We start from the raw sequence: 14539 nt of genomic DNA, 5'->3' as shown, positions 1-14539 counted from the left end.
GGCACGAGGAGCGCCGATCAGCACCACCGAATGCCCGCGCCGACGACGACCACGTCAGGTATGGCCTCGTGCCGTCCAGCGCTGGTGGGCCAGATCGGCCACCACGAGGTCCTGCCAGCCCATGCCGACGCTCTTGAAGACCGATGAACCGGTGGTGGGTGCCAGATGTACCGCGTCGCGAAGCTCGATGAGGTTGTCCTCGCCGACGACGCCGGCGCGTACGGCCTGGATGATGTCACCCGCTTCGCGTAGCGCGACGCCGCGGGACTCGACGACCACCCGTTCGGCGACGCCGATCGTCACGGCGTCGAGTTCACGGGCGTCCGGCTCGTGGGAGCCCACCGCGACCGTACAGGTTCCGGGGCGCAGCCTGCGGCCGTCGAAGAGCGGCTGGCGGGCGGTGGTGGCGCAGACCACCACGTCCGCATCCGCGACGTCGTCGTGGCTGCCCACGCGCGCGTCCAGACCGCTGTCCCGGACCCTGGCCACCAGGGCCGCCGCGCGGTCAGGGTCCCGGCCCACCACTGTGACGTCGCTGAGCGGGCGAACGGCTCGCAGCGCCTCCACGTGCCCCCACGCCTGTGGGCCGGAGCCGAGCACGACCAGGTGTCGCGCCCCGGGCGCGGCGAGGTGGTCGACCGCGACCGCGGAAACCGCGGGGGTCCGCAACGTCGTCAGGGCCGTGCCGTCCAACAGCGCCACCGGCGTCAGCGTGACCCGGTCGTAGAGCACGTACAGCGCCTGGACGCGGGGGAGGCCCCGACCGGAGTTGCCCGGAGCCACCGTGCTCAGCTTCACGCCCACCGCGGTCGCGGTCTCGGCGGGCATCAGCAGCAGCTGTCCGTGCTCCACGTCGTGGATCGAGCGCTGCAGCGACGCCTCCGGGTCGAGCCCGCCGGACAGGGCCTTCGCCAGTGCGGCGACGGCGTCGGCGAACGGCACCAGGCCGAAGACGTCGGCCTCGTCGAGGTACGGCAGCGTCGCGGTCATCGGGGCTTCGCAATCACGGTCGCCGGGCGGGGTGCGGTGTGGGCTAGGACGGCGGCATGGGTGCCGGTGTGCAGTCGTGCCAGGTCGTCGTCGGTGAGCTGCACGATGGGCAGGCTCGTGCCGTAGATCTCGGCGGCGACGAGGGCCCCGATCACCAGGATCGCGTCGCACTCGGCCAGGAACAGGGCCGCCGGCGCGTGCCCCGACCGGATCAGCTCCGCGAGTACCGCCGTGGAGGAGCTGGATCCGCGACCGGCCTGCATCGCGAGGATCTGGCCGGCGACCGTGACGCCGCGTTGCGGATGGTGGGCGTCGACGATCACCCCGCGCGCGTCGACTCCGCCCCAGAACGAGAGCGGTTCGTCGAGCGCGAGGACGACGCCGTCCGCCGCTCCCGGATGAAGGGAGCGGCCGGACAGGGTCACCGGCTCATCTCCAGAGCCGCTCATCGCGCACCACCCTCCCGGCTCGTGCCGAGGCGACGCACTCGGCCAGGCTTCCCAGTACGGTGTCGATCCCGAGGTTGGCCGGCGCGTACCAGGCCCACTTGCCCGAGTTCGTCATCACGGTGCGGATCCCGTCGCGCAGCACGGGCGTCACGTACGTGCAGGTGTCGGTGAGGATGCTCCCACCCGCGTCGCGCACGGCGTCGGCGTACCCGCGTGCCTCCGCCTCGGCCAGCACGGCCCGGCTGGTCGACACGAACACGTCGACCGACGGGGCGAACGACGGGCCGTCGCGCAACTCGCGCGCCAGCGCCGCGAACTCGGACAGCGAGAAGTGCGGGGTGCCGAGGCTGACGGCGTCGAGTGAGGTCGTGGCGGCGCTGCTGAGCCGGTCGCACGCGCGCCTGAGGTCGTGTGCCGTCACCGGCACGGTGGTGGCCCCGGGCCCGAGCACCCCGTCCAGCGTCGGCGCCTCCGGGGTCACCCCCACGACGTGGAACAGCGCGACGCCGCCTGCGGACGCGGCGGTGGCGCCGAGCGCCTTGAGTCGGTCCTCGGTGACCCCGCCGTCGTTCAGGTCGCCCGGCAGGCCGGTGAGAGCCGCGACCCGGGTTCCGGCGAGTTCCCCGAGCAGCGCCCCGATCGCGGGCCAGGCGACGTCGGCGTCGAGCAGCGCAGCGGGGACCGCGGAGAAGTCGAGCACCAACGCGGCGGTGCGGTTCCGCTGCAGGTGCAGGCCCGAGTAGGGGACCCGGCCGGCAACGCCGGCGGCGATGTCGATGAAGTCGCCGTACCGGTCCGTGCGCGCCCCGAGCACCGAGTTGACGAAGGCGATGGCGTTCGACTCCGCCCACGCCACGTGGCTGCCCGCTGCCGGGCGGTGGCCGGACTGGTACGGCGCGCACGACCAGATCGGCTCGCAGCCGAGGGCCACATGCGCGTCCATCAGGCGCCGGCCGTTCTCGGCCACCTCCGGGTCGGCGCGTACCAGCCCGGGGTGCAGCAGATCGAGCGAGCCGACGTTGAGCGTCGTACGCACCCGTACCCGGGCGCCGAGGGAGACGAGCCGTTCGGTGAACTCCAGCCCCGCCACGCCGTGGTACAGGCAGCCGTCGGCGTGCGCCGACTCGATCGGCACCAACCGTTCGGCACCGTTCGCGCGTGCCACCCCGACGATCAGCCGCATGCACATCGCGGTGGCCGGGCCCTGCTCCCCGGCCAGCATCGACTCTTCCTCGGCGGTGAGGACCAGAGCGTCGTCGCCGGGCATCAGGCTCCTTCGCGGGGGCCAGGGTCACGGTGTGCAGGGAGCTGAAGAAGTCCGGCGCGGCCTTGCCCTGCTCGCTGCCGCCCACGCTGGACGCCTTCTCGCCGCCGAACGGCACCCTTCCGTGGCAGCCAGTAAAACATTACACAGCAGACCGCCGGGCTCAAATCACGCGTCGATAACACCCCCACGTGCACTCTTGGAGCAATTTTGTGTCGTGTGCCATAGTGCGGTGCTACGTCACACAGCAGTGATACCAGTCGCTACCTGGCCGTCCACTGTGTCGGTCCCTGAGGGAAGTGAGTTTGGACAATGACGTCATACCTCACCCGCCGGCTGTCGCGAGTCGCCCTCGTGGGCAGTGCGGCGGTGGCGGCCATGCTGCTCTCCGCCTGTGGCAACGGTCTCGCCTCGGGAGGGGGCGAGAAGTCGGACGACGGGCCGATCGTCCTCGGCATGCTGACTCCGCTGTCCGGCAGCAGCTCGGCCATCGGGCCGTACATGAAGAACGGCGCGCAGCTCGCCGTCGACGAGATCAACGGCACGGGCGGCGTCAACGGGCGCAAGCTCGAGCTCAAGGTCGAGGACGAGGCGTGCGACGCCAAGAGTGCCACGGCCGGCGCCAACAAGCTGGTCACCGCGGGCGTGAAGATCTCGGTCGGCGGCTACTGCTCCAGCGCGACGCTCCCGACGCTGCCGATCTTCGAGAAGGCCGGCGTGCCGATGCTCATCCCGGCCGCCAACTCCAACGAGCTGGTCGCGCAGCACAAGAAGAACGTCTTCCTGATCAACGGCACCGGCGCCCAGCAGTCAGACGCGGCGCTCAAGTTCATGAAGAAGGTGGGCGCCACCAAGGTCGCCCTCATGGACGACAACACCAGCTACTCGAAGGACATCGCCGACACCACCGCCAAGCTGCTGGCCGGCTCGCCGGCGCTCGCCGGACGCGAGTCGGTCACCGCGGGGGAGAGCGACTACAGCGCCAACGTCAACGCCATCCTGAAGGGTCAGCCGGACTTCATCTACTGGACCGGCTACTACCAGGAGGGTGGCCTGATCATCCGCCAGCTGCGGCAGGCGGGCTACAAGGGCAACATCATGGTCGCCGACGGGTCGGTCGACCAGAAGCTGGTGGACATCGCCGGCCCCGAGGCCGCCGCAGGCGTCTTCGCCACCATGACGCAGACGCCGGACACGATCCAGGGCGCCGACAAGTGGATCGCGGACTACAAGAGCAAGTTCGGTGCCGCCCCCGGTCCGTACTCCACCCAGGCCTACGACGCGGTCCGGGTGGCCGCCGAGGCGGTCAAGCAGGCCGGCTCGACCGACGGTGACGCCGTCATCAAGGCACTCGAGGGGATCGACGGTTTCCAACTGTTCTCCGGGCCGCTGAAGTTCACGCCCGACCACACGCTCTCCAGCGGTGGCTTCCAGATCCTCGTGGTGGAGAACGGCAAGATCGTCCTCAAGGACACCCTGCAGTAGGTCGCCCGCTCCCGACGGCGCCCTCCCCGGAGCGCGCCGCCGGGGGGTTCCCCGCCCCGAAGGACTCCCATGACCCAACTCCTCTGGAACGGTCTCTTCGTCGGATCGTTCTACGCCTTGGTCGCCCTGGGCTACACCATGGTGTACGGCATCATCAGGCTCCTCAACTTCGCCCACGGCGACCTGTACATGCTCGGTGCGTTCGTCGGTTTCGGCGTCCTGAGCGTCGCCGGCGGGCTGGCGACCGGCCTCGGTTTCGTGGCGCTGCTCATCGTCATGGTCATCTCGATGCTGGTGACCGGAACGGCCGGCCTGCTGCTCGAGCGGGTTGCCTACCGTCCCCTGCGCGGCGCGCCCCGGCTCTCCGTGCTGATCACCGCGGTGGGCGCCTCGTTCGCGCTCGAGTACGGGATGCGGCTGGTGGCCGGGCCCAACCCCGAGGTCTACCCGGTCCGGCTGGCGGGTGACCCGGTCAATCTGCTCGGCGCCCGCATCACCATCCAGCAGGCCAGTCTCATCCTGATCGCGATCCTGCTGATGGCCGGCCTCCAGTGGCTCGTCATGGGGACCGAGACCGGGCGGGCCATGCGCGCCATCTCCCAGGACCCGACGGCGGCCCTGTACATGGGCATCAACGTCGACGCCGTCATCGCGCGTACCTTCTTCATCGGCTCCGCCCTCGCCGGCGCCGCCGGCGTGATGGCCGGCGGCTACTACGGGAAGATCGACTTCCTGATGGGGTTCATCATCGGGCTCAAGGCGTTCACCGCGGCCGTCATCGGCGGCATCGGCAACATCAAGGGCGCGATGCTCGGCGGCCTGACGCTCGGCCTGCTCGAGTCGATCGGCACCGCCTGGATCGGCGGGCAGTGGCGCGACGTCTTCGCCTTCAGCTTCCTCATCATCTTCCTCACGCTCCGCCCCACCGGCATCCTCGGCGAGCGCGTTACGGAGCGTGTCTGATGACCAGCAACCTCGCCATGTCACCCGCCCGCGCCCGTGAGCTCTTCGACCGCATCCAGCAGAACCGCCACCTCGGCCTGGTCGGACTGGCCGTCGCGTTGCTGGCGCCGTTCATCACCGCCACCAACTACGCCCTGTCGGTGATGACCTCCGCACTGCTCTTCGTGATGCTCGCGGTCGGCCTCAACATCGTCGTCGGCTACTGCGGCCTGCTCGATCTCGGATACGCCGCGTTCTTCGCCATCGGCGCCTACGTCAGCGGAGTCCTCGCCACCAGGTACGGCTGGCCGCTGCTGGCCACGGTGCCCGTCGTCATCGTCGCGGCGGTGGTCGCGGGGATCGTGATCGGTGGGCCCACCCTGCGGCTGCGCAGCGACTACCTGGCGATCGTGACGCTCGGCTTCGGGGAGATCATCCGGATCACCGCGAACAACCTCACCATCACCGGGGGGCCGTCCGGCATCTACGGGATCCCCGGCATCATGCTGCTCGGGGTCGACCTGAGCGGCCCGGTCGGGCTCTACTACACCTGTGTGGTCGTCGTCGCCTTGGCCGTCCTCGGCGCGGCGCGGCTCGGCCGCAGCCGGCTCGGCCGCGCCTGGCGGTTCATCCGCGAGGACGAGGACGCGGCCGAGGCCATGGGCATCAACACGTACCGGGTGAAGCTCGCGGCCTACATCGGCGGCGCCATCTGGGGTGGCCTCGCCGGCATCCTCTTCGGCGCCCAACTGTCCGCCATCTCCCCACCGAGCTTCACCTTCCTGTGGTCGGCCCTCATCCTGATGGCCGTCGTGCTCGGTGGCATGGGCTCGACGCCCGGCGTCGTGCTCGGCGCCATCGTCATCAGCGTGCTGCCCGAGCTTCTCCGGGAGGCCGCGGACTACCGGTACTTCGTCTTCGGGATTCTGCTCATCATCGTGATGATCTTCCGTCGGCAGGGGCTGTGGCCGGCGCGGGCCGTGGAACGGCAGCCCCGGCGCGACCGGCGCAGGGCCGAGGAGCATGACGTGCGCAAGGCCAAGGAGGAGGTGCCGTGAGCACGCGAGATTCCGTACCGCTCCTGCGCGTGCAGGACCTGCACCTGGACTTCGGCGGCGTGAAGGCCGTCGACGGGCTGACCTTCCAGGTCTACGAAGACGACGTCCTCTCACTCGTCGGTCCCAACGGTGCCGGCAAGACCAGCGCGTTCAACTGCATCACGGGCTTCTACAAGCCCACCGGCGGCTCGATCACGCTGCGCGGCGCGGACATCACCGGCCTGCGGCCGTCCGCGATCGCGGCCCGGGGGATGTCGCGCACCTTCCAGAACCTGCGCCTGTTCGGTGAGCTGACAGTGCTCGACAACGTCCGCGCCGGGACGCACCTCCGGCTGCGGCAGAACGCCCTCGACGCACTACTGCACACGCCCCGGTTCCGGCGAACGGAGCGGGAGGCCACCGACGAGGCCAACCGGTGGCTCGACTTCGTGGGCCTGCGCGGCGACCGCGGTGGTCTCGCGCGGAACCTTCCATACGGCGAGCAGCGGCGTGTCGAGATCGCCCGTGCCCTCGCCCGCGGGCCCAAAGTGCTCCTGCTGGACGAGCCCGCCGCCGGCCTCAACTACGGCGAGAAGGGCGAACTGCTCGATCTGCTGCAACGCATCAGTGCGCTCGGCATCGCCATCGTGCTCATCGAGCACGACATGGATCTCGTCATGCAGGTGTCGCGCCGGGTCGTCGTGCTGAACTTCGGCCGGGAGATCGCCGACGGCACTCCCGAGGAGGTACGCCGCGACCCGGCCGTGATCGAGGCGTACCTCGGCAAGGACGACGACGAGGAGGACACGAACGAGGAGATGATGAGCCATGAGTGACGCCGCCGGCCGCTGGGCACTCGAAATCGACGGCCTCGACGTCCACTATGGTCGCATCCATGCCCTCCGGGGGCTGACCCTGACCGTCGGCGAGGGCGAGATCATCACGCTGCTCGGCAACAACGGCGCGGGCAAGACCAGTACGCTCGCCACCGTTTCCGGGGTGGTGCGGTCCACCGGCGGCACCGTGCGCGCGTTCGGCCGGGACATCACCAAGGCCAAGCCGTGGGAGATCGTCGGCGCCGGGGTCGTGCACGTGCCGGAGGGACGACGCATCTTCTCCCGGTTGACCGTCCACGAGAACCTGCAACTCGGCGGCTACCTGGTGAGCGACAAGGCCGTGGTCAGCCGCCGGATCGACGAGGTCTACGCCCTGCTGCCGCGGCTCGCCGAGCGGCGCAACCAGCAGGGCGGGAACCTGTCCGGCGGCGAGCAGCAGATGCTCGCCGTCGGTCGCGCGCTGGTCGCGGGGCCCAAACTGCTGATGCTGGACGAACCCTCGATGGGGCTCGCACCACTCATGGTGGCACAGATCATGAACCTGATCCGCCAGATCAACACCGACGGCACCACGGTGCTGCTCGTCGAGCAGAACGCCCGCGCCGCGCTCAAGATCGCGCACCGGGCGTACGTCGTGGAGAACGGCGTCATCACCCTGCAGGGAGCGGCCCGCGAGCTCGCGCGCGACTCCCGCGTGGTCGAGGCGTACCTGGGGGCCTGAGGCGATGCGGGACATCCGTGCCACCGACTACCACACGGCGGGAGAGCCCTTCCGCATCGTCACCGAAGGCGTCCCGGAGATTCCCGGCGCCACCGTACTGGAACGGCGCGCGCACGCTCAGCGCGACGAACAGGTCGACGCGGTACGCCGGCTCCTGGTCAACGAACCTCGTGGCCACGCCGACATGTACGGCTGCTTCCTCGTGCCGCCCGACGACGAGGGCGCACACTTCGGGGTGCTGTTCTGGCACAAGGACGGCTACTCGACGGCGTGCGGACACGGCACCATCGCGCTGGGTGTGTGGGCCGCCCGCAGCGGGCTCGTGAACGCCGCCCCGGACGGGGAAACCGACGTGGTGATCGACGTACCGTCAGGTCGCGTCACGGCCACCGTCACCTGCATGGCCGGCGAGGTCCGCGAGGTCAGCTTCCGCAACGTGCCCGCGTACGTACTGGGTGAAGGCATCACCGTGAACACCAGCCGCGGCCCGGTGCGCGCGGACATCAGCTACGGAGGCGCCATCTACGCCTCCGTCGACGCCTCGGCCCTCAGGCTGTCGGTCGACCCCGAGCATTATGGTGACCTGCTGGCGCTCGGCCGCGAAATCACGTGGAAACTCAACGGGACCGAATGGGCCAGGCACCCGAGCGAACCGCGGCTCGACGGCATCTACGGCACCATCCTGTTCGACGATCTCGGCCCCCGGCCCGACGGCCCCCACCAGCGCAACATCACCGTCTTCGCCGACGGGGAGGTCGACCGGTCACCGTGCGGGTCAGGCACCTCCGCGCGGATCGCGCTGCTAGCATCGTCGGGGCAACTCGCCCCTGATCAGGTGCTGACGCACGACTCGGTGGTCGGAACACGGTTCCTGGGCCGCGTCGTGCGGGAGTTGGAAGCAGAGGGTCGCCCGGCCTACGTTTCAGAGGTGCGAGGGATGGCCTACCGCACCGGCGAACACCATTTCGTCCTTGAGGCCAACGATCCCGTCGGGCTGGGATTCACCCTGCGATGAAGAGGACAAGGAGTGAGACCGTGACGGACGCCGCCGGGCGCCTGGCCCCGGACGAGCTCTCCTTGCCGCAGTTGGGAGGCCGGCCCAACCTTCGACAGGAGATCGCCCATACCCTGCGTGGCGCGGTCATCACAGGGCAACTGCGCGCCGGCGTGCTGTACTCCGTGCCGATGCTCGCAGAGCAGTTCGGTGTTTCCGCCACGCCGGTGCGCGAAGCGATGCTCGACCTCGCCAACGAGGAACTGGTCACGATCGTTCGAAACAAGGGCTTCCGGGTCAAGGAGCTGAGCGACCGGGATCTGGACGAGATCACCTCGCTGCGCGCGCTGATCGAGGTGCCCACCGTGGCCGAGATCGCCCGGGCCATCAACGAGCCCACCCGGGCGGCGGTCGAGGAGCTACGCCCCCTGACGAAGGAGGTGGAGCGCCTCGCCGAAACCGGCGACCTCATCGGCTACGTCGAGGTCGACCGGCGCTTCCATCTCTCGCTGCTCGCCCTCGCCGGCAACCGGCATCTCATCGACGTGGTCGGGAACCTGCGGGCCCGCAGCCGGCTGTACGGCCTGCAAGAGCTCGCCGAGCGTGGCGAGCTCGGGCGTTCGGCCGCCGAGCACGAGCAGATCGTCGATCTGGTGGTGGCCGGCGATGCGCCGGGGGCAGCGGCGCTGATGCGACGCCACATCGGCCACGTCCGGGGCTCCTGGGCCGGCCACCACGAACCCTGACCGCCAGCGTGCTGCCGTGCGCTCAGCCGCCGTGCAGCTCCATCACGGTGCTGGCGATCCAGCGGAATCCGAAGGCACACGCGAGTAGGGCAGTGACGGTGGCTGCGGCGATGAGGGTGATGCGGGTGCGTCGGGTCATGGCGTCAGCTCCGGTTACTGGTAGGTGAGGGTTTCGCGGATGGTGAGACGGGCGGCGCGTTGCGCGGCGGTGAGGGTGGCGCCGATCGCGCCGGTGATGACCAGGAGCAGCCAGGCGCCCAGCCCGCCGGGAGCGATCCGCAGCGGTACTGGCAGCCCGAAGGAGAGGTTTCCGAGCAGGTCACCGATCATCGTGGACAGCGGGATGCCCGCGGCGATGGCGACGAGGCAGCCGATGATGCCGGTGATGGCGCCTTCGGTGAGCACAAGCCGGCGGATGGTGTGTGGGGTGGCGCCGATGGCCTGCATGATGCCGTACTCGCGGGTGCGTTCGATCACGGTGATGCTCATCGCGGAGGCGAGGCCGAGCAGTCCGACAGTGGCCATGAGGGCGGCGAGGACGACCAGGACGTACACGAAGATGACGACGTGTCCGTCGACCGCGTTGCGCAGTTCGGTGGTCGGCATGGTGGCCACGACGGTGGCGCCGGTGCCCGCGACCGCGGTCTCGACCCGGTCGGTGACGGCGCGCGGGTCGGTGCCGTCGAACCGGTAGCGTAGGGCGTTGACCTGGTCGGCGGCGATGATCGGGGTCATGGCGTCGGGGATGGTGTAGGCGGTGGCCGGGCCGCCGACCTCGGCTACCGTCCCGACGACTCGCCAGCGGCCGGCTCGCCCGTCGACGGCGATGCCGACCTCGGAGCCGATCGCCGGGTTGCCGAGGCGGCTGGCCGCGTCCTGGTTCAGCACGACGGCGGTACGGTCGCCGGCCCGCAGCCACCGCCCGGCCCGCACATCGAAGCGGACCATCGCGGTGTCGGGTCGGATGCCGGTGAGGGTGAAGCTGCCGTGCCCGCCGTCGGGATAGGTGCGTTGCACCTCGACCCGGCCCGCCACATCGGCGGGGGTGGCGGCGACGCTGAGCACCGCCTCCACCGAGGTGACACCGGGTACGGCACGCGCGGCGGCCACGACCGGCTCGGCGAGGACCGGTTCGGTGAGTTGCAGTTCGGCGTCGTAGGCACGGCGATCCATGCCCTGGTCCACCCAGGCCCGCCAGGCCGTCGCGGAGTTGAGCCCGGCGGTGAACAACGCCCCACCCGCGGCCAGCAGCAGCACAGTGAGCGCGAGCCGGCCGCGCCGCCGGGTCAGGTTCCGCACCGCGAGCAGGGTGGTGCGGTTGCCACGCAGCCGGGCGAGCCACCGGTCGGTGCGCCGCAGCCCGACCCGGCCACCAGTGCCGTGGTCGTCGAGCGCGGCGCGAACGGTGATCCGGGCGGCGCGCAGGATCGGCACCAGCGCGACCAGGACCGGGATACCGACACCACTGGCGACAATGCCAACCGGCACCCACCACGGCAGCGACCGGTCCGCGATGTCGATGTTGAGCAGCGTGCCGACGAGGTCGACCAGGCCGTACCCGGCAAGCAGGCCCGGTCCCACGGCCAGCAAGGTCGCGACCACGGCGGTCGCGGCGGTGGCGGTCAGGTACATGCGTAGCAGTTGCCCGGTGGTGGCGCCGACGGTCTTCATGGCGCCGATCTGGCGGGTCTGCGCGGCGAGCATTCCGCCGAGTGTGGCGGCGACCAGCACCGCGGCCAGGACGAGCGCGGCGGCGGCGAACGCCAGGAACAGTGCGGTGACCGCGTTCGTTTGCCGCTGGTGTGGGTGCTGGAACGGCGGCGCCTGGATCTCGTGCACCACGTGCCCGTTCGCGGTCAGCCAGGCGGCGAGGTCACGCGCCGTGGAGTCCACGGCAGAGCGGTCGGTAACGGTGATCTTCAACTGGTCGGCGACCGGGGTGAAACCCAGGCGAGCCAACGCTGTCGGGGTGAGGTAGCCGTAGCCGCTGCGTTCCTGGGCGGCCGGTGCCAGCGCCGGGTCGTAGACGGTGCCGTCGACGCGGATCGAGGTGGTGGAGCCGTCCGGCCCGGCGACCATAAGGGCGTCGCCGGTCCCGGCGCGCAGGATCGTGTCGGCGGCGCGCTCGATCAGCAGCCCGTCGTCGGTGGGTGGCCAGGAGCCGGACTCCACCCGGAACTTGGCGATGGTCAGCGCATCGGCGGGGTCGACGACGAACAGCAGCATCCGCCGCCACTGCCCGTCGACGAGTACCCGGGTGGTGACGGTCTGCCGGGTGGTGGCGTCGGCGATTCCGGGCCGGGTCCGGACGGCGGCCAGCAACGCCGGATCGACACCGTCGTCGACGTCGAGGGTCGCCGCCGCCGGGTTCGTGCTGGCATAGGCGGCGGCGGCTTCCCGGGTGATGACGGCCCGCGCGACCAGCAGCGCGGCGACGCCGGTGAGGGCGACCGCGATTGCCAGCACCATGACCGTCACCCGGCCCCGCGCCGCCCACAGGTCGCGGACGATTTTGACGGTACGGGGGCGGCTCATGCCGGCACCGCCAGGTCGGTGTCGATCCGGCCGTCGGCCAGGGTCACTTGCCGGTCGGCGTAGCCGGACAGGTCCCGCTCGTGGGTCACCATCACCACCGCCTTCCCCGCGCGCGCTAGCCCGGTGAACAGGTCCAGAACCGCGGCGGCGGTGGTCGAATCCAGGTTGCCGGTCGGCTCGTCGGCGAGTATGACCGGCGGGTCGTTGGCCAAGGCTCGGGCGATCGCGGCGCGCTGCTGCTGCCCACCGGACAGGGCCGCCGGCAGTTTTTCGGCCTGCTCGGCGATCCCGACCTGGTCCAGCAGGTGCATTGCGGTCGAGCGGCGTTGCCGGGCCGGGACGGTGTCGCAGAAGTCCATCGGGAGCATCACGTTCTCCGCGACAGTCAACGTGGGTAGCAGTTGGAAGAACTGGAAGACCAGACCGACCGTGCGGCCCCGCCACGCCGCCAGGCGCCGCTCCGGCAGCGCGTGCACCCCGGTGCCGCCAACCCACACCTCACCGGAAGTGGGGCGGTCGATCCCGGCGAGCAGGTTCAGCAGCGTCGTCTTGCCACTGCCGGAACGGCCAACGATCGTCACGAATTCTCCGGGGGCCACGCGCAGGTCGACCTCGCGCAGCGCCGGGAAGTCACCGCCGGCCGTGGCGTAGACCTTGGTCGCGGATCGGACCGCGAGCACCGCCTCGTTGTTGGACGCTATGTTCATAAACGGATGGTGGGTCCAGTAACCTGGAATGGTCAATGAGCAGATCAACGTGCGTGTGCGATACCGGACACGCGCCGTCGGACTGACCGGAAATGAGGGACGCATGGCAGTGGACCGGCGAGTGCGCCGTACCCGCGAGGCGATTCACCGCGCCCTGGTCACTCTGATGCTGGAGAAGGGGTACGACGCGGTCACCGTCGCGGAAATCATCGAGCGGGCCGACATCGGCCGGTCCACGTTCTACACCCACTACACCGATAAGCAGCACGTCCTCTACACCACCCTCGACGCGGTCGCGGACTTCCTGCGCGCACAGCGTGATGCCAGCGGTGGACGGTTATTCGGCTTCAGCCGGGCCCTGTTCGAACACGTCCATGAGCAACGCGAACTGCTCCGAGCGCTACTGGGCCGTCGCGGCGGGACCGTGGTACACAACCGGATCCGTCAGGTGCTGGTCGACCTGGTCCGCGAAGACCTCGAATCACGCGCCCGCCCGGACGCGGTCGTGCCGATCGAGATCGCGGTCGACAGCGTCGTCGGGTCATACCTGGCACTGCTTGGCCGGTGGGCCGACGACCGCGAGCCCTACCCGCCACAGCAGATGGACGCCGTGTTCCGCCAACTCGTCATCCCCGGCATCGCCGCGTCCCTCGGCATCACGGCCGCACCCGACGACTCGCCGAGCAAAGCCCCCAAAGACTGCAGCGGTCTACCCGAGCGTGCTTGACGAGCCGATCCCGCAGACGTGGCACCTGGCGCATCCGACACGAGTTCCTCGCGTCCGCCGATCCCACAACGCATCGGCGTCACCGCCCTTCTCCCACAGCGTTGTGTCACGAAGGTGCTGGCCCCACATGGCGGACCAGCACCATCATTTCGGACGATCTGCAACGTCCTTCGACCGCGGACGTCAGAACTCGAGGACGTACTTGATCCCACCAGAGCGGCCGCCCGCGACCCGGTCCGCGATCGCGGCGCCGTCCTTGATCGGTGTCGTCTGGACGTCAAGTGTCAGTTCGCCGGAGGCGGCGAGTGCCGCGAGTTCGCCGAGTGCACGTCCGTCGGGCTGCACGTAGAGGTTCGAGGTGGTGATTCCGCGAATCGGGTCGGGTGCGTCCGAGGTGATGGAGGTGAGGCGGCCTCCGTCGGTGAGCAGTTCGATCGCGGCCTCGGCGGTGCCTGTCGCGGCGATGAGGACGGCGTCGAATCGGCGATCGCTCTTCTGCGCCCAACCGTCAACGTGGGTGTCGATGACCTCGCTGGCGCCGAGGGCGCGGAGCTGATCCGCGCGGGCCGGTCCTGCACCGGCGACGATTTCGGCGCCCCTGAGGTGGGCGAGTTGCACGGCCAGTGACGCGGTGGGGCCGGAGGCTCCGACGACGAGCAGGCGGGTGGTGGCGTCGACGTGGAGCTCGTCGAGAGCCTGCAGGGCGGTGAGCCCGGCGACCGGGAGTGCCGCCGCAATCTCCGGAGCCAGGTTCTCGGGCAGCCGTGCGACGTGCGCGGAACGGACCAGAACGCGCTCTGCCCAGGTGCCACTGGCGCCTGGCAGAGGCGCCTCGTGGACCAGCACAAGGTCCCCCGTGCGGAATTCGGTCTCGTCCGGGCCGGTCGCGATGACGCGGCCGACGGCTTCGACGCCCAGAGCCGCGGGCGGAACGAGGCCGACGTCCCATCCGCCAGTGTGAAGCAGGGCGTCCCACGGCCCGATCCCTGCCGCGACCACCTCCAGGACGAGCTCGCCCACGTCAGGCTGACGGGGGTCCGGAAGGTCGAGGATCTCCAGAGCGCCGTTGGTGGCTCGAACACCGAGTCCGATCATGATTTGTCCTT

14 protein-coding genes are annotated in these 14539 nt (G+C 70.1%); 8 read left to right on the top strand and 6 right to left on the bottom strand.

The genetic code is table 11. The features are described from left to right. Positions 1-54 precede the first annotated feature (54 nt). Genes D7193_RS25670 through D7193_RS25660 form a run of 3 tightly spaced genes read right to left on the bottom strand, consistent with a single transcriptional unit; the run spans position 55 to position 2706 of the window. Positions 55-990: an ornithine cyclodeaminase family protein gene (locus D7193_RS25670; protein WP_120782107.1), complete on the bottom strand. Its 936-nt coding sequence runs from the start codon at positions 988-990 to the stop codon at positions 55-57. Further along, positions 987-1439 carry an aconitase X swivel domain-containing protein gene (locus D7193_RS25665; protein ID WP_120782106.1) on the bottom strand — a complete coding sequence of 151 codons (453 nt, stop codon included), beginning with the start codon at positions 1437-1439 and terminating at the stop codon, positions 987-989. The genes D7193_RS25670 and D7193_RS25665 overlap by 4 nt, the downstream gene beginning before the upstream one ends. Beyond that, positions 1420-2706, bottom strand: a complete 1287-nt coding sequence (locus D7193_RS25660; protein WP_120782105.1) for an aconitase X — start codon at positions 2704-2706, stop codon at positions 1420-1422. The genes D7193_RS25665 and D7193_RS25660 overlap by 20 nt, the downstream gene beginning before the upstream one ends. Before the next feature lie 309 nt (positions 2707-3015). On the opposite strand from D7193_RS25660, the gene D7193_RS25655 reads away from it, so the two are divergent. From D7193_RS25655 to D7193_RS25625, 7 genes are all read left to right on the top strand, one after another. Further along, a complete protein-coding gene (locus tag D7193_RS25655) occupies positions 3016-4188 on the top strand; it encodes a branched-chain amino acid ABC transporter substrate-binding protein (protein ID WP_120782104.1) in 1173 nt (390 codons plus the stop codon). A 69-nt stretch (positions 4189-4257) separates the two neighbouring features. Then, on the top strand, positions 4258-5151 hold the full coding sequence (locus tag D7193_RS25650) for a branched-chain amino acid ABC transporter permease (RefSeq protein ID WP_120782103.1): 894 nt from the start codon (positions 4258-4260) through the stop codon (positions 5149-5151). Further along, a complete protein-coding gene (locus D7193_RS25645; RefSeq protein WP_174242725.1) occupies positions 5151-6188 on the top strand; it encodes a branched-chain amino acid ABC transporter permease in 1038 nt (345 codons plus the stop codon). Before D7193_RS25650 ends, D7193_RS25645 begins: the two co-directional genes overlap by 1 nt. After that, on the top strand, positions 6185-7003 hold the full coding sequence (locus tag D7193_RS25640) for an ABC transporter ATP-binding protein (RefSeq protein WP_120782102.1): 819 nt from the start codon (positions 6185-6187) through the stop codon (positions 7001-7003). The genes D7193_RS25645 and D7193_RS25640 overlap by 4 nt, the downstream gene beginning before the upstream one ends. Next, positions 6996-7724, top strand: a complete 729-nt coding sequence (locus tag D7193_RS25635; protein WP_120782101.1) for an ABC transporter ATP-binding protein — start codon at positions 6996-6998, stop codon at positions 7722-7724. The genes D7193_RS25640 and D7193_RS25635 overlap by 8 nt, the downstream gene beginning before the upstream one ends. A 4-nt stretch (positions 7725-7728) precedes the next feature. Beyond that, positions 7729-8739: a proline racemase family protein gene (locus D7193_RS25630; protein WP_120782100.1), complete on the top strand. Its 1011-nt coding sequence runs from the start codon at positions 7729-7731 to the stop codon at positions 8737-8739. 20 nt (positions 8740-8759) lie between these two features. Continuing rightward, the gene (locus D7193_RS25625; RefSeq protein WP_241563403.1) at positions 8760-9464 is read left to right on the top strand and encodes a GntR family transcriptional regulator; all 705 of its coding nucleotides are present in this window, start codon (positions 8760-8762) and stop codon (positions 9462-9464) included. Positions 9465-9617: 153 nt separating this feature from the next. Here D7193_RS25625 and D7193_RS25620 read toward each other — a convergent pair whose 3' ends face one another. Both D7193_RS25620 and D7193_RS25615 read right to left on the bottom strand, forming a co-directional pair. Next, positions 9618-11999 carry an ABC transporter permease gene (locus tag D7193_RS25620; protein WP_120782098.1) on the bottom strand — a complete coding sequence of 794 codons (2382 nt, stop codon included), beginning with the start codon at positions 11997-11999 and terminating at the stop codon, positions 9618-9620. Next, positions 11996-12706, bottom strand: a complete 711-nt coding sequence (locus tag D7193_RS25615) for an ABC transporter ATP-binding protein (protein WP_120782097.1) — start codon at positions 12704-12706, stop codon at positions 11996-11998. The genes D7193_RS25620 and D7193_RS25615 overlap by 4 nt, the downstream gene beginning before the upstream one ends. Positions 12707-12734: 28 nt before the next feature. Between D7193_RS25615 and D7193_RS25610 the strand changes: the two genes are divergently transcribed. Further along, positions 12735-13433 carry a TetR/AcrR family transcriptional regulator gene (locus D7193_RS25610; protein ID WP_158674860.1) on the top strand — a complete coding sequence of 233 codons (699 nt, stop codon included), beginning with the start codon at positions 12735-12737 and terminating at the stop codon, positions 13431-13433. A 183-nt stretch (positions 13434-13616) separates the two neighbouring features. Here D7193_RS25610 and D7193_RS25605 read toward each other — a convergent pair whose 3' ends face one another. Continuing rightward, a complete protein-coding gene (locus D7193_RS25605; protein ID WP_120782095.1) occupies positions 13617-14528 on the bottom strand; it encodes an NADP-dependent oxidoreductase in 912 nt (303 codons plus the stop codon). Positions 14529-14539 lie beyond the last annotated feature (11 nt).

The organism is Micromonospora costi (assembly GCF_003626655.1).
Lineage (GTDB): Bacteria > Actinomycetota > Actinomycetes > Mycobacteriales > Micromonosporaceae > Micromonospora > Micromonospora costi.
The sequence above is the reverse complement of the archived record's forward strand: the minus strand, read 5'-3'. Positions and strand labels throughout refer to the sequence as shown.

Excerpts from the sequence above, each read along its gene's own strand:
- D7193_RS25670 (WP_120782107.1), bottom strand. The coding sequence starts at position 990 with ATGACCGCGACGCTGCCGTACCTCGACGAGGCCGACGTCTTCGGCCTG.
- D7193_RS25655 (WP_120782104.1), top strand. The coding sequence starts at position 3,016 with ATGACGTCATACCTCACCCGCCGGCTGTCGCGAGTCGCCCTCGTGGGC.
- D7193_RS25645 (WP_174242725.1), top strand. The coding sequence starts at position 5,151 with ATGACCAGCAACCTCGCCATGTCACCCGCCCGCGCCCGTGAGCTCTTC.
- D7193_RS25635 (WP_120782101.1), top strand. The coding sequence starts at position 6,996 with ATGAGTGACGCCGCCGGCCGCTGGGCACTCGAAATCGACGGCCTCGAC.
- D7193_RS25630 (WP_120782100.1), top strand. The coding sequence starts at position 7,729 with ATGCGGGACATCCGTGCCACCGACTACCACACGGCGGGAGAGCCCTTC.
- D7193_RS25615 (WP_120782097.1), bottom strand. The coding sequence starts at position 12,706 with ATGAACATAGCGTCCAACAACGAGGCGGTGCTCGCGGTCCGATCCGCG.
- D7193_RS25650 (WP_120782103.1), top strand. The coding sequence starts at position 4,258 with ATGACCCAACTCCTCTGGAACGGTCTCTTCGTCGGATCGTTCTACGCC.
- D7193_RS25605 (WP_120782095.1), bottom strand. The coding sequence starts at position 14,528 with ATGATCGGACTCGGTGTTCGAGCCACCAACGGCGCTCTGGAGATCCTC.
- D7193_RS25620 (WP_120782098.1), bottom strand. The coding sequence starts at position 11,999 with ATGAGCCGCCCCCGTACCGTCAAAATCGTCCGCGACCTGTGGGCGGCG.
- D7193_RS25610 (WP_158674860.1), top strand. The coding sequence starts at position 12,735 with ATGGTCAATGAGCAGATCAACGTGCGTGTGCGATACCGGACACGCGCC.
- D7193_RS25665 (WP_120782106.1), bottom strand. The coding sequence starts at position 1,439 with ATGAGCGGCTCTGGAGATGAGCCGGTGACCCTGTCCGGCCGCTCCCTT.
- D7193_RS25660 (WP_120782105.1), bottom strand. The coding sequence starts at position 2,706 with ATGCCCGGCGACGACGCTCTGGTCCTCACCGCCGAGGAAGAGTCGATG.